The 23,420-nt window shown below is 63.3% G+C and carries 21 protein-coding genes and 1 tRNA gene; 20 read left to right on the top strand and 2 right to left on the bottom strand.

Features of this window, described 5'->3' with window-relative positions; all coding sequences use genetic code 11:
- Positions 1-90: 90 nt before the first annotated feature.
- The 3 genes from ANI01nite_RS13380 to ANI01nite_RS13370 all read left to right on the top strand — a co-directional run bounded on the left by ANI01nite_RS13380 (position 91) and on the right by ANI01nite_RS13370 (position 2,892).
- Complete coding sequence (locus tag ANI01nite_RS13380) at positions 91-1,086, top strand: ABC transporter substrate-binding protein (RefSeq protein WP_141358546.1); 996 nt, start codon at positions 91-93, stop codon at positions 1,084-1,086.
- A 101-nt stretch (positions 1,087-1,187) separates the two neighbouring features.
- A complete protein-coding gene (locus ANI01nite_RS13375) occupies positions 1,188-2,108 on the top strand; it encodes an ABC transporter permease (RefSeq protein ID WP_141358544.1) in 921 nt (306 codons plus the stop codon).
- Entirely contained in the window at positions 2,101-2,892 is a 792-nt protein-coding gene (locus ANI01nite_RS13370) for an ABC transporter ATP-binding protein (protein ID WP_141358542.1), read from the top strand. The genes ANI01nite_RS13375 and ANI01nite_RS13370 overlap by 8 nt, the downstream gene beginning before the upstream one ends.
- Before the next feature lie 243 nt (positions 2,893-3,135).
- Here the strand turns inward: ANI01nite_RS13370 and ANI01nite_RS13365 are convergent, their stop codons facing one another.
- Positions 3,136-3,639 carry a hypothetical protein gene (locus ANI01nite_RS13365; RefSeq protein ID WP_141358540.1) on the bottom strand — a complete coding sequence of 168 codons (504 nt, stop codon included), beginning with the start codon at positions 3,637-3,639 and terminating at the stop codon, positions 3,136-3,138.
- 405 nt (positions 3,640-4,044) lie between these two features.
- Positions 4,045-4,120 (bottom strand) — tRNA-Arg (locus tag ANI01nite_RS13360).
- A gap of 166 nt (positions 4,121-4,286) precedes the next feature.
- On the opposite strand from ANI01nite_RS13360, the gene argS reads away from it, so the two are divergent.
- From argS to ANI01nite_RS13275, 17 genes are all read left to right on the top strand, one after another.
- A complete protein-coding gene (gene argS / locus ANI01nite_RS13355; protein WP_141358538.1) occupies positions 4,287-5,930 on the top strand; it encodes an arginine--tRNA ligase in 1,644 nt (547 codons plus the stop codon).
- 6 nt (positions 5,931-5,936) lie between these two features.
- Positions 5,937-7,358, top strand: coding sequence for a diaminopimelate decarboxylase (gene lysA / locus ANI01nite_RS13350; RefSeq protein ID WP_141358536.1), 1,422 nt, complete (start codon positions 5,937-5,939; stop codon positions 7,356-7,358).
- The gene (locus tag ANI01nite_RS13345; RefSeq protein WP_141358534.1) at positions 7,359-8,645 is read left to right on the top strand and encodes a homoserine dehydrogenase; all 1,287 of its coding nucleotides are present in this window, start codon (positions 7,359-7,361) and stop codon (positions 8,643-8,645) included. It begins immediately after the preceding gene.
- 1 nt (position 8,646) lies between these two features.
- Positions 8,647-9,747, top strand: coding sequence for a threonine synthase (thrC, locus tag ANI01nite_RS13340; RefSeq protein WP_038990449.1), 1,101 nt, complete (start codon positions 8,647-8,649; stop codon positions 9,745-9,747).
- A 131-nt stretch (positions 9,748-9,878) separates the two neighbouring features.
- The gene (gene thrB, locus ANI01nite_RS13335; protein WP_141358532.1) at positions 9,879-10,811 is read left to right on the top strand and encodes a homoserine kinase; all 933 of its coding nucleotides are present in this window, start codon (positions 9,879-9,881) and stop codon (positions 10,809-10,811) included.
- Positions 10,812-11,145: 334 nt separating this feature from the next.
- Positions 11,146-13,272, top strand: coding sequence for a transcription termination factor Rho (gene rho, locus ANI01nite_RS13330; RefSeq protein ID WP_141358530.1), 2,127 nt, complete (start codon positions 11,146-11,148; stop codon positions 13,270-13,272).
- A gap of 187 nt (positions 13,273-13,459) precedes the next feature.
- A complete protein-coding gene (prfA, locus tag ANI01nite_RS13325) occupies positions 13,460-14,533 on the top strand; it encodes a peptide chain release factor 1 (RefSeq protein ID WP_038990452.1) in 1,074 nt (357 codons plus the stop codon).
- A gap of 7 nt (positions 14,534-14,540) precedes the next feature.
- Entirely contained in the window at positions 14,541-15,398 is an 858-nt protein-coding gene (prmC, locus tag ANI01nite_RS13320) for a peptide chain release factor N(5)-glutamine methyltransferase (protein ID WP_141358528.1), read from the top strand.
- 35 nt (positions 15,399-15,433) lie between these two features.
- Positions 15,434-16,117 carry an L-threonylcarbamoyladenylate synthase gene (locus tag ANI01nite_RS13315; protein ID WP_038990453.1) on the top strand — a complete coding sequence of 228 codons (684 nt, stop codon included), beginning with the start codon at positions 15,434-15,436 and terminating at the stop codon, positions 16,115-16,117.
- A complete protein-coding gene (locus ANI01nite_RS13310; protein ID WP_141358526.1) occupies positions 16,114-17,235 on the top strand; it encodes an MraY family glycosyltransferase in 1,122 nt (373 codons plus the stop codon). Before ANI01nite_RS13315 ends, ANI01nite_RS13310 begins: the two co-directional genes overlap by 4 nt.
- 170 nt (positions 17,236-17,405) lie before the next feature.
- Complete coding sequence (locus tag ANI01nite_RS13305) at positions 17,406-17,840, top strand: hypothetical protein (RefSeq protein ID WP_141358524.1); 435 nt, start codon at positions 17,406-17,408, stop codon at positions 17,838-17,840.
- Between the two features lie 263 nt (positions 17,841-18,103).
- The gene (gene atpB / locus ANI01nite_RS13300) at positions 18,104-18,916 is read left to right on the top strand and encodes a F0F1 ATP synthase subunit A (protein ID WP_038990455.1); all 813 of its coding nucleotides are present in this window, start codon (positions 18,104-18,106) and stop codon (positions 18,914-18,916) included.
- Positions 18,917-19,022: 106 nt separating this feature from the next.
- On the top strand, positions 19,023-19,235 hold the full coding sequence (locus ANI01nite_RS13295; protein WP_038990456.1) for an ATP synthase subunit C-like protein: 213 nt from the start codon (positions 19,023-19,025) through the stop codon (positions 19,233-19,235).
- A gap of 80 nt (positions 19,236-19,315) precedes the next feature.
- The gene (locus ANI01nite_RS13290) at positions 19,316-19,870 is read left to right on the top strand and encodes a F0F1 ATP synthase subunit B (protein ID WP_038990457.1); all 555 of its coding nucleotides are present in this window, start codon (positions 19,316-19,318) and stop codon (positions 19,868-19,870) included.
- Positions 19,870-20,682: a F0F1 ATP synthase subunit delta gene (locus tag ANI01nite_RS13285; RefSeq protein WP_141358522.1), complete on the top strand. Its 813-nt coding sequence runs from the start codon at positions 19,870-19,872 to the stop codon at positions 20,680-20,682. Before ANI01nite_RS13290 ends, ANI01nite_RS13285 begins: the two co-directional genes overlap by 1 nt.
- A 126-nt stretch (positions 20,683-20,808) precedes the next feature.
- The gene (gene atpA, locus ANI01nite_RS13280) at positions 20,809-22,446 is read left to right on the top strand and encodes a F0F1 ATP synthase subunit alpha (protein WP_038990460.1); all 1,638 of its coding nucleotides are present in this window, start codon (positions 20,809-20,811) and stop codon (positions 22,444-22,446) included.
- Positions 22,447-22,522: 76 nt separating this feature from the next.
- Positions 22,523-23,416 carry a F0F1 ATP synthase subunit gamma gene (locus ANI01nite_RS13275; protein ID WP_141358520.1) on the top strand — a complete coding sequence of 298 codons (894 nt, stop codon included), beginning with the start codon at positions 22,523-22,525 and terminating at the stop codon, positions 23,414-23,416.
- Positions 23,417-23,420: the final 4 nt, after the last annotated feature.

Raw genomic sequence — 23,420 nt, 5'->3', positions numbered from 1 at the left:
CCCGCATGCTGCGCACCAGTTGCGCTTCATAACCTGGCATCCGCGCTATCGGTGGGAATCACTCGCAAGGGAACTTTGAAAGGAACTTCAATGAAGAGCTTCACCGCCATGAAATTCGCTGCGATCGCAGCAGCTGGCGCATTGGCCCTGACCGCCTGCGGCGGCAGCGGCGAGCAGGGTGCCGCCGGCGGCGGCGACGAACCAGTCAAGATCGGCATCTCCCAGTTCGTCTCGCACCCGTCGCTGGATGCAGTGGTCACCGGCTTCAAGGCAGGCATGGAAGAAGCCGGCTACACGGGCGAGAAGATCAGCTACGACGAGAACAACGCCGAAACCGACCAGGCCACGAACACCTCGATCGCCGGCAAGCTGGCCGCCGATTCGGATATCGACCTGGTGCTGGCAGTAGCCACCCCATCGGCACAGGCAGCCGCCCAGGCGATCACCAATGTTCCGGTGCTCTTCTCGGCTGTGACCGACCCGGTGGATGCCAAGCTGGTTGCTTCCAACGAAGCCCCGGGCGCAAACGTCACCGGCACCTCGGACATGAACCCGGTCGATGAGCAGCTGCAGCTGCTCAAGGACCTGGTGCCGGATGCCAAGAAGGTCGGCATCGTCTACTCCTCGGGCGAAGCGAACTCCGCCGTCCAGGTGAAGATGGCCAAGGAAGCCGCCAAGGGCTTGGGCCTGACCATTGAGGAAGCCGCTGTCTCGGCCTCCAGCGAAGTCCAGCAGGCCGCCAGCTCGCTGGATGTCGACGCGTACTACGTCCCGACCGACAACGCCGTGGTCTCCGCACTGGAAGGCCTGCTGCAGGTTGCCGAGAAGAACAAGGTTCCGGTTATTTCGGCTGACGGCGAGTCCGTCAAGCGCGGCGCGACCGCAACCTACGGCATCAACTACGAGAAGCTCGGCGAGCAGACCGCTGCCATGGCCGTGAAGCTGCTCAAGGGCGAGGACGAGCCGGCAACCATGCCGGTGGAGACTATCTCCGAGGTCGACCTGTACCTGAACGAAGATGCCGCCAAGAAGGCAGGCATCGAATTCACCGATGAGATGAAATCGGAAGCCGTCGAGGTCTACTAAACCCCGGCAACAACTTATCGACGAAAGGCGAGGCGCATAACCTGATGCCTCGCCTTTCGTCGTGATAACTCGCAAAAAACTTACAACTCAAGGATCCACACATGATCACAGCGGTTGAACTCGGCCTGATCTACGCCATCATGGCGCTCGGGGTGTACCTGACCTTCCGCATCCTGGACTTTCCCGACCTGACCGTCGACGGCAGCTTCACCACCGGTGCAGCCGTCGCCTCGGTCGGCATCGTGAACGGGATGAATCCCTGGCTGGCCACCGTGCTGGCCTTCTTCGCCGGTATGGTTGCCGGTGTCATTACCGGCCTGCTGCATACCAAGGGCAAGATTGACGGCCTGCTCGCTGGCATCCTGACCATGATCGCGCTGTACTCGGTCAACCTGCGCATCATGGGCAAGGCCAATACCCCCTTGCTCGGCGAGGAAACGCTGATCAGCCCGATGCGGGCCGCCGGCATCCTCGGCTCGGCCGCTTCGGTGGCGATCCTCTTCGGCGTCTGCTTGGTCTTCGTCGCGGCAATCGTCTGGTTCCTGCACACCGAACTGGGCATGGCCATGCGCGCCACCGGCGACAACCAGGAAATGATCCGCTCCTTCGGCGTAAGCACCGATAACCAGAAGATCCTGGGCCTGGCGCTGTCCAACGGCCTGGTGGCGCTCTCCGGCGCGGTCATCGCCCAGTACCAGGGCTTCGCCGACATCGGCATGGGCATCGGCCTGATCCTGATCGGCCTGGCATCGGTCATCGTCGGCCAGGCGATTTTCACCCAGCGCTACATCTGGCTGGCCGCCATTGCGGTGGTCTTCGGCGCCGTGATCTACCGCCTGGTCATCCAGCTGGCCCTGTCGGCCGGATTGGAGGTCAACGACATGAAGCTGATCTCCGCGGTCCTCGTGGTCGTGGCCCTGCTGCTGCCGAAGTGGAAGGGCTTCCAGAAGATTGTGAAGTCCTTCAAGCGCACCCCGACGCCCGTCACCGAATCCAAGGAAGAGGTTCGCACCAATGCTTGAGATCAAGAACCTGTCCCGCACCTTCTTTCCGGGAACCGTCAACGAGCGCAAGGCGCTGCGCAACATCAACCTGAACCTCTCGGACGGCGAATTCGTCACGGTCATCGGTTCCAACGGCGCCGGCAAGTCCACCGTGCTGAACATGGTCGCCGGCAAGCTGCAGCCGGATACCGGCTCGGTGTCCATTGCGGGCAAGAATGTCACCAAGATGGCCGACTACTCCCGCGCCAAGTACATCGGCCGGGTGTTCCAGGATCCGATGGCCGGCACCGCGCCGACCATGTCCATCGAGGAGAACATGGCGCTGGCCTACGCCCGCGGCCGTTTCCGCGGACTGAGCCTGGGCGTGGGCTCCAAGCGCCGCGAGCTGTTCGTCGAGGAGCTGAAGTCCCTGGAGCTCGGCCTGGAAGGGCGACTGAAGACGAAGGTTGGCCTGCTCTCCGGCGGCCAGCGCCAGGCGCTGAGCCTGCTGATGGCCACCTTCTCCAAGCCGAAGATCCTGCTGCTCGATGAGCACACCGCGGCCCTGGATCCGCAGCGTGCGGCGCTGGTCTCGCGCTTGACCAAGGAAATTGTCGAACGCCACCAGCTGACCACGTTGATGGTCACGCACAATATGGAACAGGCGTTGCAGCTGGGCACCCGGCTGATCATGATGCACGACGGGCAGATCATCCTGGACCTGGACCAGGAAGAGAAGTCCAGGATGACCGTCCAGGACTTGCTGGACGAGTTCAGCAAGATCAAGGGCGCGCAGCTCGATGACAAGACCATGCTGCAGTAGCTGATGCGTGCCGCGCAGGCCCCGTACCCTTCAGTGGGTGCGGGGCCTGCGGTGGTTATCGGGCGGACGCTCACCAGATCGGCGTGGCGTTCTCCAGTGGCAGCGATCTTCAACTTCAAGAATTGAAAGCAGGGGAGAGCGCGGTAGCCGCTGCGCTGCGCACACGTGACCGGGCCGGTCCGGAAAACATTGAGGAATGACTCAATGGCATCGAATACGACCTGTTGTGTTCCCCGAACTTGATCATTGCCCGTCTTCCGGTGCTTGCGGGTCGATGACGCAGGTGTGGCCTGTCGAGATGCCATTGATGGTGAACGCCAGAACCAATCGCTGGGCTGCACGCGGCGGCTTGGGGTGATAGATCCAGGTGGCGTCCCATTCTGTTCCCGTGCCGGCGATTCGTCCTCCAAGACAGGTGTACCTGGTTCCAAGGTCATCGGTGATATTTGCCTTCACCGGTTCAAGAACTGCGTTCCCCGGCATTTGCGGTGCCGGACCGGCTAGCTCCTCTCCCTGCTCTTGCCCAACAAGTGCCCAAGACTCCATAGCATCATGGAACTGCGAATCCAACCGCCGCGTCACGTCATTGATAACACCGCATAGATGGAACTCGAAACCTGTTCCGCCTTCAGCGGCATACCGGGATGGAGGCAGATCCGAGGTCAGGCTGAGCCCGGCAAAACGAATCGCAACCCCTTGATGAATAGCGACGATCAGGTCCATTGGCGCTGAAACGATCTGTGGCATGGCTTCAGGCTACACACCGGAGAACGCGGTGCGAAGAGCTGGGCATTTCTGATTGGAACGGAATACGCAGTTAGTCCTGCGAACCGCCGGAAGAAATGGCGATGAAAACGGTTTGCCTTGCAAGGTTGAAGGCGGATTTTGCGCAGTACTCCGGCATCCAGCTCGATACCGGCAGGCCCCGGCAAGCCTCGGCCTGAGTTAGGTTCCAGGGTGATCTCAGCCAATAGGCGCAAGAGTGTACCTGGAATTCATTTACACATCGCGGCCTCAATCACGATGGCACCCGGCTGTTCATGAACCATGCGGCTCCTAAGGGAGGGATCTTGAAACGAGCTTGGGCGCTAGCCGCAGGGCTCGGCACAAAAAATTGCAGGCCCTGGATCAACCAGGACCTGCAATTTGAAGTGGTGCCCCTGAAAGGAATCGAACCTTCGGCCTTCTGCTCCGGAGGCAGACGCTCTATCCACTGAGCTACAGAGGCGTGTTGCCGGGCAACAGCAAAAATACTATCAGGTCGTGAGTTGATCTGCGCAATTCAAACACCCCGGTGCTGATGTGTTGCAAAAGTCACCGGCTTGGGCCAGTCTCACAGGCGCTGCAAGTCATGAATGCTGAAGAAGCGATGCAATTACCGGTATTCTTGAACGGTGACTCCTGAAGAACTCTCCGCAGCAATATCCGCATGCCTCACCGAAGCCGTCGCAGCCGGTGAAATCTCAGTCGAGGTGCCAGAGACCGTCCGCGTGGACCGCCCGAAGAGCCGTGAGCACGGCGACTGGGCAACCAACATCGCGTTGCAGCTGGGCAAGAAGGCCGGCATGGCCCCGCGCGACTTCGCGCAGATCCTGGCTGCCCGGCTTGCTTCGGTCCCGGGAGTCGGCGCCGTGGACATCGCAGGTCCCGGCTTCCTGAACATCACCCTGGACGCAGCCGCTGCCGGTTCTCTGGCCCGCGCCATCGTCGAGGCAGGTTCCGCCTACGGCAACAACGAGGCCCTGGCCGGACACGTGGTCAACATGGAATTCGTCTCCGCGAACCCTACCGGCCCGCTGCACATCGGCCACACCCGCTGGGCCGCGCTGGGTGACGCCATCGCTCGCGTGCTGCGCGCCTCGGGCGCCGAGGTCACTTCCGAGTACTACATCAACGACGCCGGCAACCAGATGAACGTGTTCGCCCGCTCGGTCTACAACCGCATCCACGGCCTGCCGGTGCCCGAGGGCGGCTACCCCGGCGAATACATCAAGGAGCTGGGCGATATCGTCCTGGCGCAGAACCCCGAACTGGGCACGCTGGATGAAGAGCAGGCCATTCCCGCCCTGCGCGAGGCCGCCTACAAGGCGCAGCTCGAAGACATCAAGAAGACTCTGGCCGACTTCGGCGTCAGCTTCGACGTGTTCTTCTCCGAAACCAGCCTGCATGAAGGCGGCGCGGTCGCCGACGCCGTGGCTCGCCTGCGCGAACAGGGCCACATCTTCGATTTGGAGGGAGCCGTCTGGCTGCGCACGACCGACTTCGGCGATGACAAGGACCGCGTGCTGATCCGTGCCAACGGAGAGCCTACCTACTTCGCCGCGGACGCCGCCTACTACCTGTCCAAGAAGGACCGCGGCTTCGAAGAGAAGATCTACCTGCTCGGCGCCGACCACCACGGCTACGTCAACCGCCTGAAGGCCATTGCCGCCTGCGCCGGCGATGACAAGGAAAAGAACATCGAGGTGCTGATCGGCCAGCTGATTTCGGTCAACGGAGCCAAGCTGTCCAAGCGCGCCGGCAACATCATCGAGCTGCGCGATCTGATCAACTGGATCGGCGCCGACGCGCTGCGCTATTCGCTGGCCCGCTTCCCGGCCGATTCGCCGATCGCGCTGGACCCGGAGCAGCTGAAGAAGAACTCCAACGACAACCCGGTGTTCTACGTGCAGTACGCCCACGCGCGTTCCTGCGCCGCGGCCCGCAATGCCGCCGCCAAGGGCGTGACCCGCGATGAGTTCGACGCCGCGCTGCTGACCGACGCCACCGAGAACGAGCTGCTGGCAGTGCTCGGCCAGTTCCCGTCGGTGGTTGCCGGCGCCGCTGAATTCCGCGAACCGCACCGCATCGCCCGCTACCTGGAGCAGGTCGCCGGCGCCTACCACTCGTGGTACGCCGCCACCCGCATCACCCCGATGGGCGAAGACGAAGCAGTCGCACCGGTGCACGGCACCCGCCTGTGGCTGAACGACGCCGCCACCACCGTCTTGGCAAATGGATTGGAACTGCTGGGCGTTTCAGCCCCAGAGAGGATGTAAGACCCTATGGCCGTATCGCCGCTAGCCCCGCAATGGCTGCACTTCCCGGAAAACATCAACGCGCTTCGTCAGATCGAGTGGGCTTCGGGGGTTTCCCGCGAGGCTGGCGGCGAACTGTCCATCCAGGGCCTTCCCGTCTCCGCGCTGGCAGCCGAATTCGGCACCCCGCTGTTCGTGCTCGACGAGAACGACTTCCGTGCCCGCGCGCGCGGATTCAAGACCGCCTTCGATGAGGCGTTCAAGGATCTGTGCGGGGGAGTCGACGTCTACTACGCCGGCAAGGCGTTCTTGTGCACCGAGGTGGCCCGCTGGGTGACCGCCGAGGGCCTGCGCCTGGACACCTGCTCCGGCGGCGAGCTGGCAGTGGCCGGCGCCGCCAAGGTGCCGGCCGCCAACCTCTCGCTGCATGGGAACAACAAGTCGGCAGCCGAGATCACCCGCGCCATCGAGATGGGCGTGGGACGCTTGGTCATCGACTCGCTGGACGAGCTGGACCGGGTGATCTCCATCGCCGACGCCATGGACAAGACCGCCCAGGTCATGCTGCGCATCACCCCCGGCGTGCACGCCTCCACGCACGAGGCCATCGCCACCGCGCATGAGGACCAGAAGTTCGGCCTGTCCATCCTGGACGACGCCTCCGGCAGCTCGCCAGCGCTGCGCGCGGTCGCCCAGGCGATCGAGGCGAAGAACATCAACCTGCTGGGCCTGCACGCCCACATCGGCTCGCAGATCTTCGAGGCCGAAGGCTTCGCCATGGTCGCGCGCACCATGCTCGGGCTGCTGGCCCGGATCCGCGAGATCCACGGCGTATCGCTGCCCGAGCTGGATCTGGGCGGCGGCTACGGCATCGCCTACACCTCCGAAGACCACCCCTCCACCCCAGCGAAGCTGGCCGGCCAGATGGCCGAGGTGGTCTCTGCCACCTGTGCCGAATTGGAACTGGACTGCCCGCGCATCTCCATCGAGCCGGGCCGCGCCATCGCCGGCCCGTCCACGTTCACCCTCTACGAGGCCGGAGTGCGCAAGGACGTCCAGGTGGAAGACGAAACTGGAGCACTGCATCCGCGCCGCTACATTTCGGTGGACGGCGGGATGAGCGACAACCCGCGTCCGGTGCTCTACGACGCGCAATACACCGCCGTGCTGGCCAGCCGTATGACGCAAAGCGACGCAATTATTTCTCGTGTAGTTGGGAAACATTGCGAGTCAGGTGACATAGTCGTGAAGGACGTTTACCTGCCCGAGGACGTGGCGGCCGGCGATTTGCTCGCCGTACCGGCCACCGGCGCCTACTGCTGGGCGCTGTCGAGCAACTACAACTACCTCACCCGTCCCGCGGTGGCAGCTGTACGCGATGGCCAAGCCCGCCTGATCGTGCGCAGGGAAACGGAAACAGACTTGTTGGCCCGCGACATGGGAGTTTAATTGAGCGGCGAAAAGAACCTGAAAGTAGCCCTGCTGGGTTGCGGCACGGTCGGGGCCCAGGTGGCCCGGATCCTGCTGGAAGATGCGAATGAACTGGCGGCCCGCTCGGGCGCCGGCCTGCAGCTGATCGGCATTGCCGTGCGCAACCTGGATGCCAAACGCGATGCGGCGCTGCCCCAGGAGCTTTTCACCACCGACGCTCCCGGGCTGATCGCCCAGGCCGATGTGGTCATCGAGCTGCTCGGCGGCATGGAGCCGGCCGGCGAATACATCGCCGCCGCGCTGTCCAAGGGCGCCAGCGTCATCACCGGCAACAAGGCGCTGATCGCGCTCAAGGGCGCCGAGCTGAACGCGCTGGCCTCGCAGCACGGCGCGCAGCTGCGCTACGAGGCGGCGGTGGCCGGGGCCATCCCGATCCTGCGCCCGATCGCCGACTCGTTGGCGGGCGACCACATCACCAAGGTGATGGGCATCGTCAACGGCACCACCAACTTCATCCTCGACGCGATGGACACCACCGGCGCCGCGTTCGACGACGTGCTGGCCGAAGCCCAGGCGCTGGGCTATGCCGAAGCCGATCCGACCGCCGACGTGGGCGGGCACGACGCCGCCGCGAAGGCGGCCATCCTGGCCTCGCTGGCCTTCCACACCACCGTGTCCTCGGAGCAGGTCTCGACCCAGGGCATCACCGAGGTCACCGCCGCCGATGTCGCCGCCGCGTCCGCCGCCGGCTACGTGATCAAGCTGCTGGCCATCGCCGAACGCGCAGAAGCCGGGATCTCGGTGCGCGTCTACCCGGCGCTGGTGCGCCGCAGCCACCCGCTGGCCACCGTGCACGGCGCGTTCAACGCCGTGTTCGTCGAGGCCGAGAACGCCGGGGACCTGATGTTCTACGGCGCCGGCGCGGGCGGCAACCCGACCGCCTCGGCGGTCATGGGCGATGTCGTCGCCGTGGCCCGGCAGATCGCCGCCGGGGCCCCGCTGCCCAACGGCTCGGTCAGCCAGGCCCCGCGGCTGCTGGACTTCGAAGCCATCGACACCCGCTACTGGATCGGCCTGTCGGTCAAGGACCAGCCGGGCGTGCTGGCGGCCATCGCCACCGTCTTCGGCGAGCACGGGGTCTCCATCGAGTCGATGAGCCAGCAGGTCGACGCCGAGGCCGGCGCGCAGCTGCGCATCCTGACCCACCAGGGCACCGAAGCGGCCCTGGCCAGCACCGTCGAGGCGCTCACCGCGCTGGACGCGGTGCACTGTGTACTATCCGTTATGCGAGTTGAAGGAAACTAACGTGGCTCACCAGTGGCGCGGAGTGATCCGCGAATACGCCGATCGCCTGCCAGTCGACGAAAACACCAAGGTCATCACGCTCGGCGAGGGCGGCACCCCGCTGGTCTACGCCCCGGCGCTGTCGGCGGAAACCGGCAACGAGGTGTACCTGAAGGTCGAGGGCATGAACCCGACCGGTTCCTTCAAGGACCGCGGCATGACCATGGCGATGACCGCTGCGGTCGCCGCCGGCGCCAAGGCAGTGGTGTGCGCCTCCACTGGCAACACCTCCGCCTCGGCTGCCGCCTACGCCACCCAGGCCGGGCTGAAGTGCGCCGTGCTGGTGCCGGACGGCAAGATCTCCATGGGCAAGATGTCCCAGGCGATCGCCCACGGCGCAGACATCATCCAGATCGACGGCAACTTCGATAACTGCCTTGAGGTCGCCCGCAAGCTCAGCGAGAACTACCCGGTATTCCTGGTCAACTCGGTGAACCCTGCGCGTATCCAGGGCCAGAAGACCGGCGCCTTCGAGGTCGTGGACTTCCTGGGCGATGCACCTGACTACCACCTGCTGCCGGTAGGCAACGCGGGCAACATCACCGCGTACTGGAAGGGCTACAAGGAGTACTCCACGCAGTGGACCAACGAGGCCGGCAAGGTCCTCGAACCGGTATCCACCAAGAACCCGATCATGTGGGGCTTCCAGGCAGCTGGCGCCGCTCCGATTGTTGCCGGGCACCCGATCACCGAACCGGACACCATCGCCACCGCGATCCGCATCGGCAACCCGGCTTCCTGGGAACAGGCCGAAGCAGCCCGCGACGAGTCCGGCGGCCAGATCGACTCGGTCACCGATGAGGAAATTCTCGCCGCGCACCGCTGGCTCTCCTCGCGCGAAGGCGTCTTCGTGGAACCCGCCTCGGCAGCCGGCGTCGCCGGACTGCTCAAGCACCACGCCGCCGGCAACGTGCCCACCGGCAAAAAGATCGTGATCACCGTAACCGGCCACGGCCTGAAGGATCCTGACTGGGCCCTGAAGCAGGCCGACGGTTCGGACGTCGCACCAAAGAAGGTGGCCTTCGACGTAGTCGAGGTCGCCGGCGCCCTGGGCCTGGCCTAAACGCCTTCGGCCAGAATTCTTCTGGCCAGCCAACGGCCCGCCGCGCCAATGGCTCTCCCGGAAACGGGGGAGCCGGCCGTGGCGGGCCGTTGCGCACCCATTACCACTCGCACCGAATTCTTGAAGGAACCATGACGCAGCAGATCGCCCTGGGCCAGAAGTTGATCGTTTCCCCGCCGGCTACCTCCGCCAACCTCGGCCCCGGCTTCGATTCGCTGGGCCTGGCCCTGGAATACCGCGACCGCCTTGAGGTGGGCACCGCGCACTCCAGCCGCGTCGAGATTTTCGGTGACGGGGCCGATGAGCTGCCACGCGATGAATCCCACCTGATCATCAAGGAAATGCACCGCTACTGGAAAGACGCCGGCTTCGCCCCGGTAGGCGTGGAACTGGTGGCGCATAACCGCATTCCGCATGCTCGGGGTATGGGCTCGTCCGCAGCGGCGATCGTTGCCGCCTATGCTGCGGCCGACGCGCTGCTGCCAGCAGAGGCACGTCGTGGAACCGAATCAGTCTTCCAGGCCGCGGCCGCGTGGGAAGGCCACCCGGATAATGTGGCCCCTGCGGTCTTTGGCGGTTTGAGCATTTCTGCCACGAATCCCGATGGCAGCTTCAGCTCCGTGCAGGTGCCATTGCACCCGGATCTGCGTGCGGTGCTGGCCATCCCTTCCAACGGGCTGTCCACCGAAGTGGCCCGTGGTGCACTGCCCTCGCATATCGAGCATGCGGTGGCCGCGGCGAACAGCGCTAGTGCCGCCTTGCTGATCCACGCTTTGAGCAATGACCCAAGCCAGCTGCTGGGCGGCACCAAGGACTACCTGCACCAGGATTACCGGGCTGCGGCCATGCCGCAAAGCGCCGCAGTGATTGCCAAGCTGCGCGATGCCGGATTGGCCGCAGTGGTTTCCGGTGCCGGCCCAACGGTGATGACCCTGGTATCCAGCGAGGACCAGGTAGCTGCCGTGCAAGCGGTGATCAACGAATTTTCTGCGAGTTCTTCAGTGTCTTGGCGTGCTGAAGTTCCCAAGCTTGCCAATAACGGTGTTACAGTAGAAGTGCTGTAACACCATGGCAGGCCGGATCGCTGGGCAGTAGCCCGGTCCGAATCATTTGTGGCCAGTGTTGATGCGGATAAATTCGGTTCTTGAACCCCATTTCATCCCTCCAGCCGCTCCGGATTTCCCTGCAGTTCGCAGCACCTTTGATATCCCGCATCCAGGTACGTCCTCGTGCCCAGGCGATATCAGTTTCTTTAATCCACCGCAGTTTTGCTCCGAATTCTGGGCTATCTTGCGGGGAGAAAGTGAAGCAGCCACGCAATCTGCGGCTGTGGAACATCATTTACGGCATAGTGGGCCTGCCTGAAGCGGCCCATCCTACGAGTCAGAAGGAACTTTCGTGACCGAAACCACGAGCCTCACCGAAGGCGTGGACACCAAGACTTCCGAAAATAAGAGTGCCGGTCTGGCCTCTTTGAAGATGACCCAGCTGCAGCAGTTGGCTTCCCAGCTGGGCATCACCGGCGGGTCGCGCATGCGCAAGGCCGATCTGGTCAAGGCCATCGGCGACCACCAGCGCGGCGGCTCCGTTGCCGCCAAGGACGCCAAGGCAGCGCAGGAAGCCAAGGCCGCGCAGGAAGCCAAGTCGGCCAAGTCCGAAGCACCTGCAGCCACGGCGGAAGCCGCCGCCGAGCCGGCCAAGGAAACCAAGGCCCGCGCACGCCGCGCGCCGAAGGCCGCAGCCAAGGAGCAGGCCGAGGTCGATACCACCGCCGCACCGGAAACCGCTGCAGCTGCCGAAGCACCGGCGGAAAAGCCTGCTCGCGCACGCCGCACCTCGCGCCGCGTGACCGACTCCGGCAAGGTTGCCGCTGCTGCCGATACCAAGGAAGCAGCCGCCGAAGCACCTGCCGAGAAGCAGGCCCCAGCAGAGGAAGCCAAGGCCCCGCGCCAGCGCCGCAACTCGCGCAGCAGCAAGCCAGCTGAGCAGCCTGCAGAGCAGGGCACTGAGCCAGCCGAGGCACCGGCAGAGAACGCCGAGAACAACGGCGAAGCACGCGAAGAGCGCCGCGAGCGCGGCAACCGCCGTGAGCGTGGCAACCGCCGCGAGCGCAACAACGAGCGCAATGACGCCGCTGAGTCGGAGAACGCCGAAGAGCGCACCGACCGCCGCGAAGAGCGCCGCGAGCGCAACAACGATCGCAATGACCGGAACAACCGCCGTGAGCGCAACAACGATCGCAATGATCGCAACAACGACTCGAACGACTCGGAGAACACCGAGGAGCGTTCGGAACGCAGCGAGCGCAACAACGACCGCAACGACCGGAACAACCGCAACCGCCGCAACCGCCGCGACGACGACGAGCCGCAGCTGAGCGAAGACGATGTCGTGCTGCCGATCGCCGGCATCCTGGACGTGCTGGAGAACTACGCGTTCGTCCGCACCTCCGGCTACCTTCCCGGCCCGAACGACGTCTACGTCACCCTGGGCCAGGTCAAGAAGTACAACCTGCGCAAGGGCGACGCCATCGTCGGCGCCATCCGCCAGCCGCGCGAGGGCGAGACCCCGAACCCGCGCCAGAAGTTCAACGCCCTGGTGCAGCTGACTTCCGTCAACGGCAAGAAGCCGGAAGACAACAAGGAACGCGTCGAGTTCAACAAGCTCGTGCCGCTGTACCCGACCGAGCGCCTGCGCCTGGAAACCGACCCGAAGCTGGTCGGCCCACGCGTCATCGACCTGGTCGCACCGATCGGCAAGGGCCAGCGCGGACTGATCGTCTCGCCTCCAAAGGCCGGCAAGACCCTGATCCTGCAGTCCATCGCGAACGCCATCACGACCAACAACCCAGAGGTGCACCTGATGATGGTGCTGGTCGACGAGCGTCCCGAAGAAGTCACCGACATGCAGCGCACGGTCAAGGGCGAGGTCATCGCCTCCACGTTCGACCGCCCGGCAGATGACCACACCACCGTGGCCGAGCTGGCCATCGAGCGCGCCAAGCGCCTGGTGGAAATGGGCATGGATGTCGTGGTCCTGCTGGACTCGATGACCCGCCTGGGCCGCGCCTACAACCTGGCAGCACCGGCCTCCGGACGCATCCTCTCCGGCGGCGTGGACTCGGCGGCACTGTACCCGCCGAAGCGCTTCTTCGGTGCCGCCCGCAACATCGAGAACGGCGGCTCGCTGACCATCCTGGCCACCGCCCTGGTGGAGACCGGATCCAAGATGGACGAGGTCATCTTCGAGGAATTCAAGGGCACCGGCAACATGGAGCTTCGCCTCTCGCGCCAGCTGGCCGAGAAGCGCATCTTCCCTGCGGTGGATGTCAACGCATCCTCGACCCGCCGCGAAGAGCAGCTGATGAGTGCCGAAGAGGTGCGCATCATGTGGCGCCTGCGCCGCATGCTCTCGGGCATCGATCCGCAGCAGGCACTGGAGGTGCTCACCGGGAAGATCCGCGAGACCCAGTCCAACGCGGAATTCCTGATGCTGGTCAACAAGACCACTCCAAACAAGGATTAGCACCATCCACCGCCATGGCGTCCAGCCAGCTTGCCACCTCGGCAGCTGGCTGGACGCCATCGGCGCGTAGTGACACCTCGCACGCCGGTGACCGCCGGCGCAGCGTCTAGAATTGAATTCCAGCAGTGCCCGGGCAGCGCCAAGCGCCGGCACTGCGCGGAAAACGCCAACAAGGAAGCACACCACCATGTTCGAGTCCGTCAAATCGCTACTAGAAGAGCATGCAGCCATCCAGGCGCAGCTCTCGGATCCAGCGGTGTACGCCGACCAGGCGCTGGCCCGCAAGCTCGGCCGCCGTTCGGCCCAGCTGAACGGCATCGTCGAAGCCTACAACAAGTGGAACACCGCCACCGAGGACCTGGAAGCCGCCAAGGAAATGGCCGACGAGGATCCGGACTTCGCCGAAGAGGTCGAAACCCTGACCGCCGAGCTGCCGGCGCTGGAGGAGAAGCTGCGCCGCCTGCTGATCCCGCGCGATGAGAATGACGGCCGCAACGTGATCCTCGAAGTCAAGGGCGGCGAAGGCGGCGACGAAGCGGCGCTGTTCGCGGCCGACCTGCTGCGCATGTACACCCGCTTTGCCGAGCACAAGGGCTGGAAGGTCGAGATGATCTCCTACAACGAGTCCGACCTCGGCGGCTACAAGGACGCGCAGGTGGCCATCAAGGGCAACTCCAACGACCCGGCAGAAGGCGTCTACGCCCAGCTGAAGTTCGAGGGCGGCGTGCACCGCGTGCAGCGCGTGCCGGTCACCGAATCCCAGGGCCGCATCCACACCTCGGCCGCCGGCGTGCTGGTGCTGCCCGAAGTGGACGAGCCCGAAGAAGTCGATATCCACCAGAATGATTTGAAGATCGACGTCTACCGTTCCTCGGGCCCAGGCGGCCAGTCCGTGAACACCACCGACTCCGCGGTGCGCATCACCCACCTGCCCACCGGCATCGTAGTGGCCATGCAGAACGAGAAGTCGCAGATCCAGAACCGCGAAGCCGCGATGCGCGTGCTGCGCTCGCGCCTGCTGGCCCACCAGCAGGAACAGATCGACGCCGAGAACTCTGCGCAGCGCGCCAGCCAGATCCGCACCATGGACCGCTCCGAGCGCATCCGCACCTACAACTACCCGGAGAACCGCATTGCGGATCACCGCACCGGGTACAAGGCCTACAACCTGGACGCCGTGATGGACGGCGACCTGCAGCCGGTGGTCGACTCCTGCATCCAGATGGACGAGGAAGAGCGCCTGGCAGCGCTGGGCGAGTAACTGCGCCTTGGAAGAACTATCTGCCGTACGCCGCCAGGCGATTGCGGCGCTGGCCGACGCCGGGGTGCCAAGCCCCGGCGTCGACGCCGATCTGCTGCTCTGCCATGTGCTGGGCATCGACCGCGCGCAGCTGAAGCTGCGCGAGCTGCGCGGCGACGGCCTTCAGCCGGCGCACCGGGAACAGTTCACCGCGCTGGTGGCAGCCCGGCGCACCCGCATCCCGCTGCAGCACCTGACCGGCGTCGCCTACTTCCGCTACCTGGAACTGAAGGTCGGGCCGGGGGTCTTCACCCCGCGGCCGGAAACCGAAACCGTGGTGCAGCTGGGCCTTGATTTCTTGGCGGCCCAGGGGATCGGCAGCCCGCGGTGCATCGACTTGTGCTCGGGTTCCGGCGCCATTGCCGCGGCCCTGGCCAGCGAGGTGCCGGCGGCCAGCGTCTGGGCCGTGGAGCTCTCGGATGATGCCATTGGCTACACCCGGGCCAACTGCGAACCCCACGGGGTCACCGTGCTCCACCAGGATGCCACGCAGGTGCCCGCCCAGCTCGACGCCACCATGGACCTGGTGATCTCCAATCCGCCGTACATCCCGCCGAATGCGGTGCCGCGCGAGGTCGAGGTGCGCGAGCACGACCCGGAGATGGCGTTGTACGGGCTGGGGGAGGACGGGCTGCAGGTTCCGCGTGCCGTCACCGCCCAGGCCCTGAAGCTGCTGCGTCCCGGCGGCTGGTACGTGATGGAACACGCCGAAGTGCAGCGCGAGAGCGCGGCCGCGATGCTGCGCGAAGCAGGATTCACGCAGGTTGCAGGCCACCAGGACCTCACCGGGCGCGCCCGCGCCACATCCGGCTACGCGCCCCAATAACCAAACGACACACCAGCGCATGAAAGAATGATCCCGTGAGCACAACATTTTCGGTAAGCAACGAGCAGGAACACGCTGACGGCATCGCCGCAGCCAAGGCCGCATTGGCGGACAAGCGCTGCATCGTCTTGCCCACAGATACCGTCTACGGGATTGGCGCCGATGCCTTCAGCGCCCAGGGCGTAGCGATGCTGCTGGCGGCCAAGGGCCGCAGCCGCACCATGCCGCCACCGGTGCTGATTGCCCAGACCGCCACCATGGACGGGCTGGCCCGGGACATCCCCGATGAGGCCCGGAAGCTGGCCGAAGCCTTCTGGCCAGGCGGCCTGACCCTGATCCTGCACGCCCAGCCGTCGCTGACCTGGGATCTGGGGGAGACCCGCGGCACCGTAGCGCTGCGCGTGCCCAACGACGACACCGCCCTGGAGCTGCTGGGCCAGACCGGCCCGCTGGCAGTGTCCTCGGCCAACCGCACCGGCAACGCGGCGGCGCTGGATGTCGAGCAGGCCATCGCCCAGCTGGGCGAGTCGGTGGATGTGTACCTCGACGGCGGTCCGCGCGGCGCGGCCGGCGAAGAAGTCCTGCCCTCGACCATCATCGATTGCACCGGTGCGCACCTGCAGGTAGTCCGCTCGGGTGCAATTTCCATTGAGGAATTGCGCGTGGTCGTCCCTGGAATTCTCGATTTGGGACAGGACGCACCGGAAACCGGCGCATGAGAACATATGTCCTGCTCATAGCGTTCAGCTTTACGGTCTCGTTCCTGCTCACGCCGATCGTGCGCACGCTCGGCCAGCGCTTTACCGGGAACCAGCTGGTGCGCGAACGCGACCAGCACGAAAAGCCGATCGTGAAGTTCGGCGGGCTGGCAATCATCGCCGCCTTCGCCGCAGGATTATGGCTCGCGAGCAACTTCCATTTCTTCCGCGGGGTCTTCGGCAATGACGAAGCCATCCGCGGCATCGCCTATGCGCTGGGAGTCATCGTGCTCATGGGCCTGGCCGATGACATGTTCGACTTGAAGTGGTGGCTGAAGCTCGCCGGGCAGATCCTGATCGGCTGGCTGATCGCCACCCACGGAATCGTCATCCAGTCGCTGCCAGTCGGTTCGTGGCAGATCGATGAGCTGTGGCTGCAGATTGCGGTGACGGTGTTCCTGATCGTGCTGACCATGAACGCGATCAATTTCTCCGATGGGCTCGATGGCCTGGCCGCGGGCCTGGCCGCAATTGGCGCGGCGACCTTCTTCGTGTATTCCTATGTGCTGGCCACGCATGTGAGCGCGGATGACTACGCGAATATCGGGGCGCTGCTCTGCGCGCTGCTGCTCGGCGCCTGCCTGGGCTTCCTGCCGCACAACTTCAACCCGGCGAATATCTTCATGGGGGAGACCGGGGTGCTGGCCATCGGCATGGTCCTCTCGGTGGCCGCGATAGCGGTGACCGGGGATGTGCAGGGGCTGGAGGCGCGGCGCTTCCGCAACATCCCTGCCTACATGCCGATGCTGCTGCCGATGGTCATCGTGTTCCTACCAGTCCTGGACCTTGTGCTTTCGGTCTTCCGCCGGCTGGCCAACAAACGCTCACCCTTTTCACCGGACGCCAAGCACATCCACCACAGGATGCTGGCCCAGGGCCATTCGGTGCGCCAGTCGGTGATCCTGCTGTACCTCTGGGCTGCCGTGATTGCTGTCTCAGTGGTGTCCATCGCCTTCATCCCGGTCATCCTGGTAGTGCCGATGGCCTTGCTGTTGTTCCTAGTGGCAGCGGTGGCGACCTGGCGTCCGCTGGTGATCAAGCGGGTCGATGCCCTGCGCAAGCGCATGGGCAAGGCCTAGCCCGGTTAATTAGCCAAGCAATGCATGAGCAATCTGTTTCTATCTCGTGTAGAATTCAATGTGGATCTTCTTCCTCCTGTTCTTTTCGGGAACGGGCGGGAGTTTCAAGTTTCATCAGCATCGATGGGTGCGCGATGGTCCCTCGGTGTTGACGAAGAAAGGTTGCGGACGTGAATCCTGGTTCTGCCCGCGTCAGTGCTTCGTCAGCCCCGAAATCCATCTGGCTGCCGATTCTCGGCTTGTCACTGGTGTATTCGGCGATCGCTACCGCCATATTTTTCCTGATTTCATGGCTGGTAGCTGATCTCACCTACGCGCTTTCTGGCGCGCTGGCTGCCGGGATCGTGATCGGCTTTTTCGCAATTGGCATCCTCATCGCCGAAGCTGCCGGGCGAATCCGCCGCTCGTGGGCCATGCCCGCGTTCCTGGGCGTCTTTGTCATCAAGGTTTTTGGCATCGCCTTCGTGCTGTTGAACCTGGGGTTGCCCGAATGGGTCAACCGCCAGGGATTCGTTCTTGCAGCAGCTATTTCCCTTGTTGCCTGGCAGGTTGGCGAGGTGCGTGCCTTCATGAAGGCACGCCTGGCTATCTACAACGAGGAATAGAGTATTCCGCCCGGCTTTGTGTCGGTGGGGTGCTGTGAGTTTGATAAGCTTACTTCGGGTCATTTTTGGCCGTCCGCTGAACCGCGGGCGGTTTATGCAAGATGCATCCGCGGGGAGACCCGCAGATGGACCTTCATCAGGGTTGATGCTTTGGCATGGGCCATGATGGGATCCCCGTTTGATCTTTTCTTCACACGGTGAGAGGCAGTTACCGCCAGTCACCGCCTTTTGCCCGTGACCGTTACTGCAGAGAGGACAGCGCGTTGTTCGCGTTTGCGCTCCCAATGGCCTCAGAAGAAGGCGGCTTCGTACCGCCATCCGTTTCCGATACCCACCTTCCAGATATCTTCCCTTGGATGGCGGAGTACGGCACGGGTTTCGGCAAGCAGATGCTCATGATCGTTTTGTCGATCGTGCTCATCACTTGGTTCTTCACCGCGGCCATCAAGAACCCTAAATTGGTTCCAGGCAAGATGCAGTACATCGCTGAAACCGGTTACGCATTCGTACGTAACGGAATTGGCCGCGACATCATCGGCGAGAAGAACTTCCGTCCTTGGATTCCTCTGCTGTTCGCGACCTTCTTCTTCGTACTGCTGAACAACCTCTTCGGCGCGATTCCGTTCCTGCAGCTTCCATCGTTCTCACACGCTGGTTCTGCCTACGCGATGGCTATCATCATCTACGGCACCTGGATTGCCGTAGGCCTGAAGAACCATGGTATCCGCTACTTCAAGCTGGCTGTCGTCCCGTCCGGTGTTCCGGGCTGGATCATGCCGCTGATGGTTCCGTTGGAAATCATTTCTAACTTCATCGTTCGCCCGCTGACGCACTCGCTGCGTTTGATGGCAACGATGCTGGCCGGTCACATGATCGTGATGCTGGCAGCGTCCGGTGCACGTCACCTGATCGTTGTCCAGGACTCCCTGGCCATGAACGGCCTCGGCGTGCTGGTCATCATCGGATCGGTCGCAATGTACTTCCTGGAACTTCTGATCATGTGCCTGCAGGCGTTCGTTTTCGCCTTGCTGACCGCGATCTACCTCCAAGGTGCAATTGAAGCCGACGCCCACTAGGCCAACACTTCTTTATTCCAACCCATAAAGATCTTCCTTGAGTCGCTCAAGGAATACCTCACAACCTACCGGCAAAAGCCCGGTATCTTGAAAGGAACATAATCACATGTTGCACGGCTCCCTGAATATGATCGGCTACGGCCTGGCTGCTATCGGTTCGGCTATCGGCGTTGGCTTGATCTTCGCTGCCTACATCAACGGTGTTGCTCGTCAGCCAGAAGCTCAGCGCATCCTGCAGCCAATCGCCATGCTTGGCTTCGCACTTGCTGAAGCACTGGCCATCCTGGGCCTGGTCTTCGCCTTCGTCGTAGGCGCCTAGTCTTTTCGCAACTGTAGTGGCCTCGCCACTATCGCGAGGCGTACACAAAAGCGGAAACTAGTAGATAAGGAATAGTGAGAATGAACAGCACTGATTTCATCCTCGCTGCGAGCGAATCGGTCAACCCGCTGTTGCCGAACCCGTGGGAAATTCTCGTTACGGGTGTTGGTTTCGCGGTCCTTCTGTTCATCGTCATCAAGGTAATTGCTCCGAAGTTCGAGCAGTCCTATGAAGATCGCGTCACCGCGATCGAAGGTGGCCTTGAGAAGGCTGAAGCAGCGCAGAAGGAAGCAGAGGAGACCTTGGCACTGTACAAGGCCCAGCTTCTGGAAGCACGCACCGAAGCAAACCGCATCCGTGAGGAAGCTCGTAGCGAAGGTGCTCAGATCCTCGCCGATCTGAAGACCAAGGCAACCGATGAGGCAGCTCGCATCACCGAGCAGTCGCACCGCCAGATCGAGGCTGAGCGCGTATCCGCACTGGCTTCGCTCCGCACCGACGTGGGCGCATTGGCTACCGAGCTTGCAAGCAAGGTTGTTGACGAAGCTCTGCAGGACGATGCCCGTGCCCAGCGCGTGGTTGACAAGTTCCTGACCGATTTGGAAGCTCAGCAGAACGCAGGTGCATCGAACTAATGGCAAGTGTATCGAGCGAGTCACTGGCAAAGGCTTTGGAGTTCCTGGAACCCAAGCTGGCACTGGCATCTATTGAGCTGCCTAAGGAACTGTTCGCGGTCCTGGAAGTACTGGATGCAAATGCCGGTCTCCGCCGCGCATTGACTGACCCAGCCCGTGGGAATGCCGACAAGGCAGGCCTTTTGGCTCAGCTGCTGCGCGGAAAGGTCTCGGCTGACGCCGAGGATACCGTTGCACAGCTGGCTTCTACCCGCTGGAGCTCGGAACGCGACATTAGCGATGCGCTCGAAACGCTGGCTGTCACCGCGGTTGCCGCGGTGGCGGAACAGCAGAACGGCGCTTCGGGGCTGAACAAGCTGGAGCAGGATCTGTTCTCCTTCATCGAGGTAGTTCGTGGCAATCACGAGCTGCAGCGTGCGTTGGATGATGCACAGGCCCCAGTCGAGGCTAAGCGCGCACTCGCGCTGAAGCTCGTGCCTAACGCGTCGCAGACCTCGCAGGTTTTGATCTCCCAGGCAGTTTCGAACCCCCGCGGTTTGAAGCCGGCAGCCTTGGTTGGACGTTTCGTAGAGCTCGTGGCCAAGCGCCAGCAGCGCTGGATCGCTTCGGTGACCAGCTCCATCGAACTCTCCGAAGCCCAGCTTTCGCGCCTGGAGAGCAGCCTGAACAAGCTATACGGTCGTCAGCTCAAGCTCAACACCACTACCGACCCATCGCTGGTTGGTGGCCTGGTAGTCAAGGTTGGCGACGAAGTTGTCGACGCTTCCGTGGCATCACGCGTGGCCGAGTTGCGCCGCGCCTTGGCCAGCTAGGACTCATTGGGCGCGAGGAGCGATCCTTCGCCCGGTGTTCCTGGCTGCCAGGACCACAACAGACTTCATTCACATTCGATTCGGCCCGCCGGGCCGGATCACAATTTAGGAGAGCAGGGACTGCAGATGGCCGATTTGACCATCAATGCCAACGACGTCCGCGATGCCCTAAACGAGTTCGCATCTTCCTTCGAACCGGGTAAGGCAGAGCGCACCGAGGTGGGACGCGTCGTCGCCGCGAGCGACGGCATCGCCAGAGTGGAAGGCCTTCCTTCCGTCATGGCCAACGAGTTGCTGAAGTTCGAAGATGGCACCCTGGGCTTGGCCCAGAACCTCGATACCCGCGAAATCGGTGTCGTTGTGCTTGGTGACTTCACCGGCATCGAAGCTGGCCAGAAGGTAGAGCGCACCGGCGAGATCCTTTCGGTTCCAGTCGGCGACGGCTACCTGGGCCGCGTGGTCGACCCATTGGGCGAGCCACTGGACAACCTGGGCCCAATCGCTTCCGAGGGCCGCCGCGCCCTGGAGCTCCAGGCCCCAGGCGTGACCCAGCGCAAGAGCGTGCACGAGCCAATGCAGACCGGTCTGAAGGCTATCGACGCCATGATCCCGATCGGCCGTGGCCAGCGCCAGCTGATCATTGGCGACCGCCAGACCGGCAAGACCGCCATCGCGGTCGACACCATCCTGAACCAGCGTGCCAACTGGGAGTCCGGCGATCAGACCAAGCAGGTCCGCTGCATCTACGTGGCAATCGGCCAGAAGGCATCGACCATCGCTGCCGTCCGCCAGACCCTCGAAGAGCAGGGCGCCCTGGAGTACACCACCATCGTGGCCTCCCCGGCATCGGACCCAGCCGGCTTCAAGTACTTGGCTCCATACGCAGGCTCGGCCATCGGCCAGCACTGGATGTACGGCGGCAAGCACGTTCTGATCGTCTTTGATGATCTGTCGAAGCAGGCTGAAGCCTACCGTGCCGTGTCCCTGCTGCTGCGCCGTCCGCCAGGACGCGAAGCCTACCCAGGCGACGTCTTCTACCTGCACTCCCGCCTGCTTGAGCGTTGCGCCAAGCTGTCGGACGAGTTGGGTGCAGGCTCGATGACTGGCTTGCCAATCATCGAAACCAAGGCCAACGACGTGGGCGCGTTCATTCCGACCAACGTCATCTCGATCACCGACGGCCAGATCTTCTTGCAGTCGGACCTCTTCAACGCCAACCAGCGTCCAGCTGTCGACGTGGGTATCTCGGTATCCCGCGTTGGCGGTTCGGCACAGGTCAAGGCCATGAAGAAGGTTTCCGGTACCTTGAAGCTGGAACTGGCTCAGTACCGCGACATGCAGGCATTCGCAATGTTCGCTTCGGACCTGGATGCCGCTTCCAAGCAGCAGCTGACTCGTGGCGCACGCCTGATGGAACTGCTCAAGCAGGGCCAGTACACCCCGTACCCGGTTGAGGACCAGGTCGTTTCGATCTGGGCCGGCACCAACGGCTACCTGGACGATGTCCCGGTTGAGGATGTACGCCGCTTCGAGGGCGAGTTCATCGAGTACCTGCGCCACCGCACCGATGTGCTGACCGTGATTGGCCAGACCGGCAAGCTGGAGAACGAGACTCTGGAAGCCATGAAGACCGCTGTTGCGGACTTCAAGGCCGGCTTCTTCGGCGAGGGCGACGACAAGCTTGTCGCAGCCGGACACGAAGAGCATGACGCTCTCGATTCCGAGTCCGTTGACCAGGAACAGATCGTCAAGCAGAAGCGCTGACATTTTCCTTGCCAAGGGGGAGCGGCGCCGGTAACGGCGCCGCCCTCCCAAGGCAGGGGATAAGGAAAGGACACACATGGGAGCCCAGATTCGGGTCTACCGCCAGAAGATCGGATCGACCAGGTCGATGCGCAAGATCTTCAAGGCGATGGAACTGATCGCTGCATCCCGCATTGGTAAGGCACGTACGCGTGTCTCGGCCTCGCTGCCGTATGCCAATGCGATTACCCGTGCAGTAACCGCCGTCGCGTCCCAGGCCGATGTCGATCATCCACTGACCACCGAGCCGGCGCAGGTACGCCGTGCCGCGGTCCTGGTGATGACTTCGGACCGAGGACTTGCCGGGTCCTACTCCGCCAGCGTTCTGAAGCAGGCAGAGCACCTCGTGGAACTCCTGCGTGAAGAAGGCAAGGAAGTCAAGACCTACTTGGTCGGCCGCAAGGCCCAGGCTTACTTTGATTTCCGCTCACGCGAGTACGCACGAGTGTGGACCGGGGAAACCGATTCCCCGCGTTTCGAAACCGCACGCGAGCTGCGCGATGTCCTCCTGGAGGACTTCGACACCGACTTCGAGCAGGGAGGCGTGGACGAGATCCACGTCGTCTACACCCAGTTCAAGTCGATGGTCACGCAGGAACCGACGGTCATCCGTCTGTTGCCGTTGGAGGTTGTCGAGGACGAGTCCGAGACCCCGGCCGACGAGCTGTTGCCACTGTACGAGTTTGAGCCATCGCCGGAGGAAGTGCTTGACGCACTGCTGCCGCGCTACATCGATTCTCGACTGTTCAACTGCCAGCTGCAGTCCGCTGCCTCCGAGCTCGCTGCCCGCCAGCGCGCCATGAAGGCCGCAGGCGATAACGCTGGTGAACTGATCAAGAAGTACACCCGATTGCTCAACAATGCCCGTCAGGCTGAAATCACCCAGGAGCTTTCGGAAATTATTGCCGGCGCCGACGCGCTGAACAGCTAATTTC

It is taken from the genome of Glutamicibacter nicotianae, assembly GCF_006539525.1.
Classification (GTDB): domain Bacteria; phylum Actinomycetota; class Actinomycetes; order Actinomycetales; family Micrococcaceae; genus Glutamicibacter; species Glutamicibacter nicotianae.
Note: the sequence above shows the minus strand (reverse complement) of the source record. Positions and strands in the feature narration are given on the sequence as shown.

Excerpts from the sequence above, each read along its gene's own strand:
- ANI01nite_RS13375 (WP_141358544.1), top strand. The coding sequence starts at position 1,188 with ATGATCACAGCGGTTGAACTCGGCCTGATCTACGCCATCATGGCGCTC.
- ANI01nite_RS13310 (WP_141358526.1), top strand. The coding sequence starts at position 16,114 with ATGAGAACATATGTCCTGCTCATAGCGTTCAGCTTTACGGTCTCGTTC.
- ANI01nite_RS13285 (WP_141358522.1), top strand. The coding sequence starts at position 19,870 with ATGGCAAGTGTATCGAGCGAGTCACTGGCAAAGGCTTTGGAGTTCCTG.
- atpA (WP_038990460.1), top strand. The coding sequence starts at position 20,809 with ATGGCCGATTTGACCATCAATGCCAACGACGTCCGCGATGCCCTAAAC.
- ANI01nite_RS13290 (WP_038990457.1), top strand. The coding sequence starts at position 19,316 with ATGAACAGCACTGATTTCATCCTCGCTGCGAGCGAATCGGTCAACCCG.
- ANI01nite_RS13295 (WP_038990456.1), top strand. The coding sequence starts at position 19,023 with ATGTTGCACGGCTCCCTGAATATGATCGGCTACGGCCTGGCTGCTATC.
- ANI01nite_RS13275 (WP_141358520.1), top strand. The coding sequence starts at position 22,523 with ATGGGAGCCCAGATTCGGGTCTACCGCCAGAAGATCGGATCGACCAGG.
- lysA (WP_141358536.1), top strand. The coding sequence starts at position 5,937 with ATGGCCGTATCGCCGCTAGCCCCGCAATGGCTGCACTTCCCGGAAAAC.
- prfA (WP_038990452.1), top strand. The coding sequence starts at position 13,460 with ATGTTCGAGTCCGTCAAATCGCTACTAGAAGAGCATGCAGCCATCCAG.
- ANI01nite_RS13365 (WP_141358540.1), bottom strand. The coding sequence starts at position 3,639 with ATGCCACAGATCGTTTCAGCGCCAATGGACCTGATCGTCGCTATTCAT.
- thrB (WP_141358532.1), top strand. The coding sequence starts at position 9,879 with ATGACGCAGCAGATCGCCCTGGGCCAGAAGTTGATCGTTTCCCCGCCG.
- ANI01nite_RS13380 (WP_141358546.1), top strand. The coding sequence starts at position 91 with ATGAAGAGCTTCACCGCCATGAAATTCGCTGCGATCGCAGCAGCTGGC.
- ANI01nite_RS13370 (WP_141358542.1), top strand. The coding sequence starts at position 2,101 with ATGCTTGAGATCAAGAACCTGTCCCGCACCTTCTTTCCGGGAACCGTC.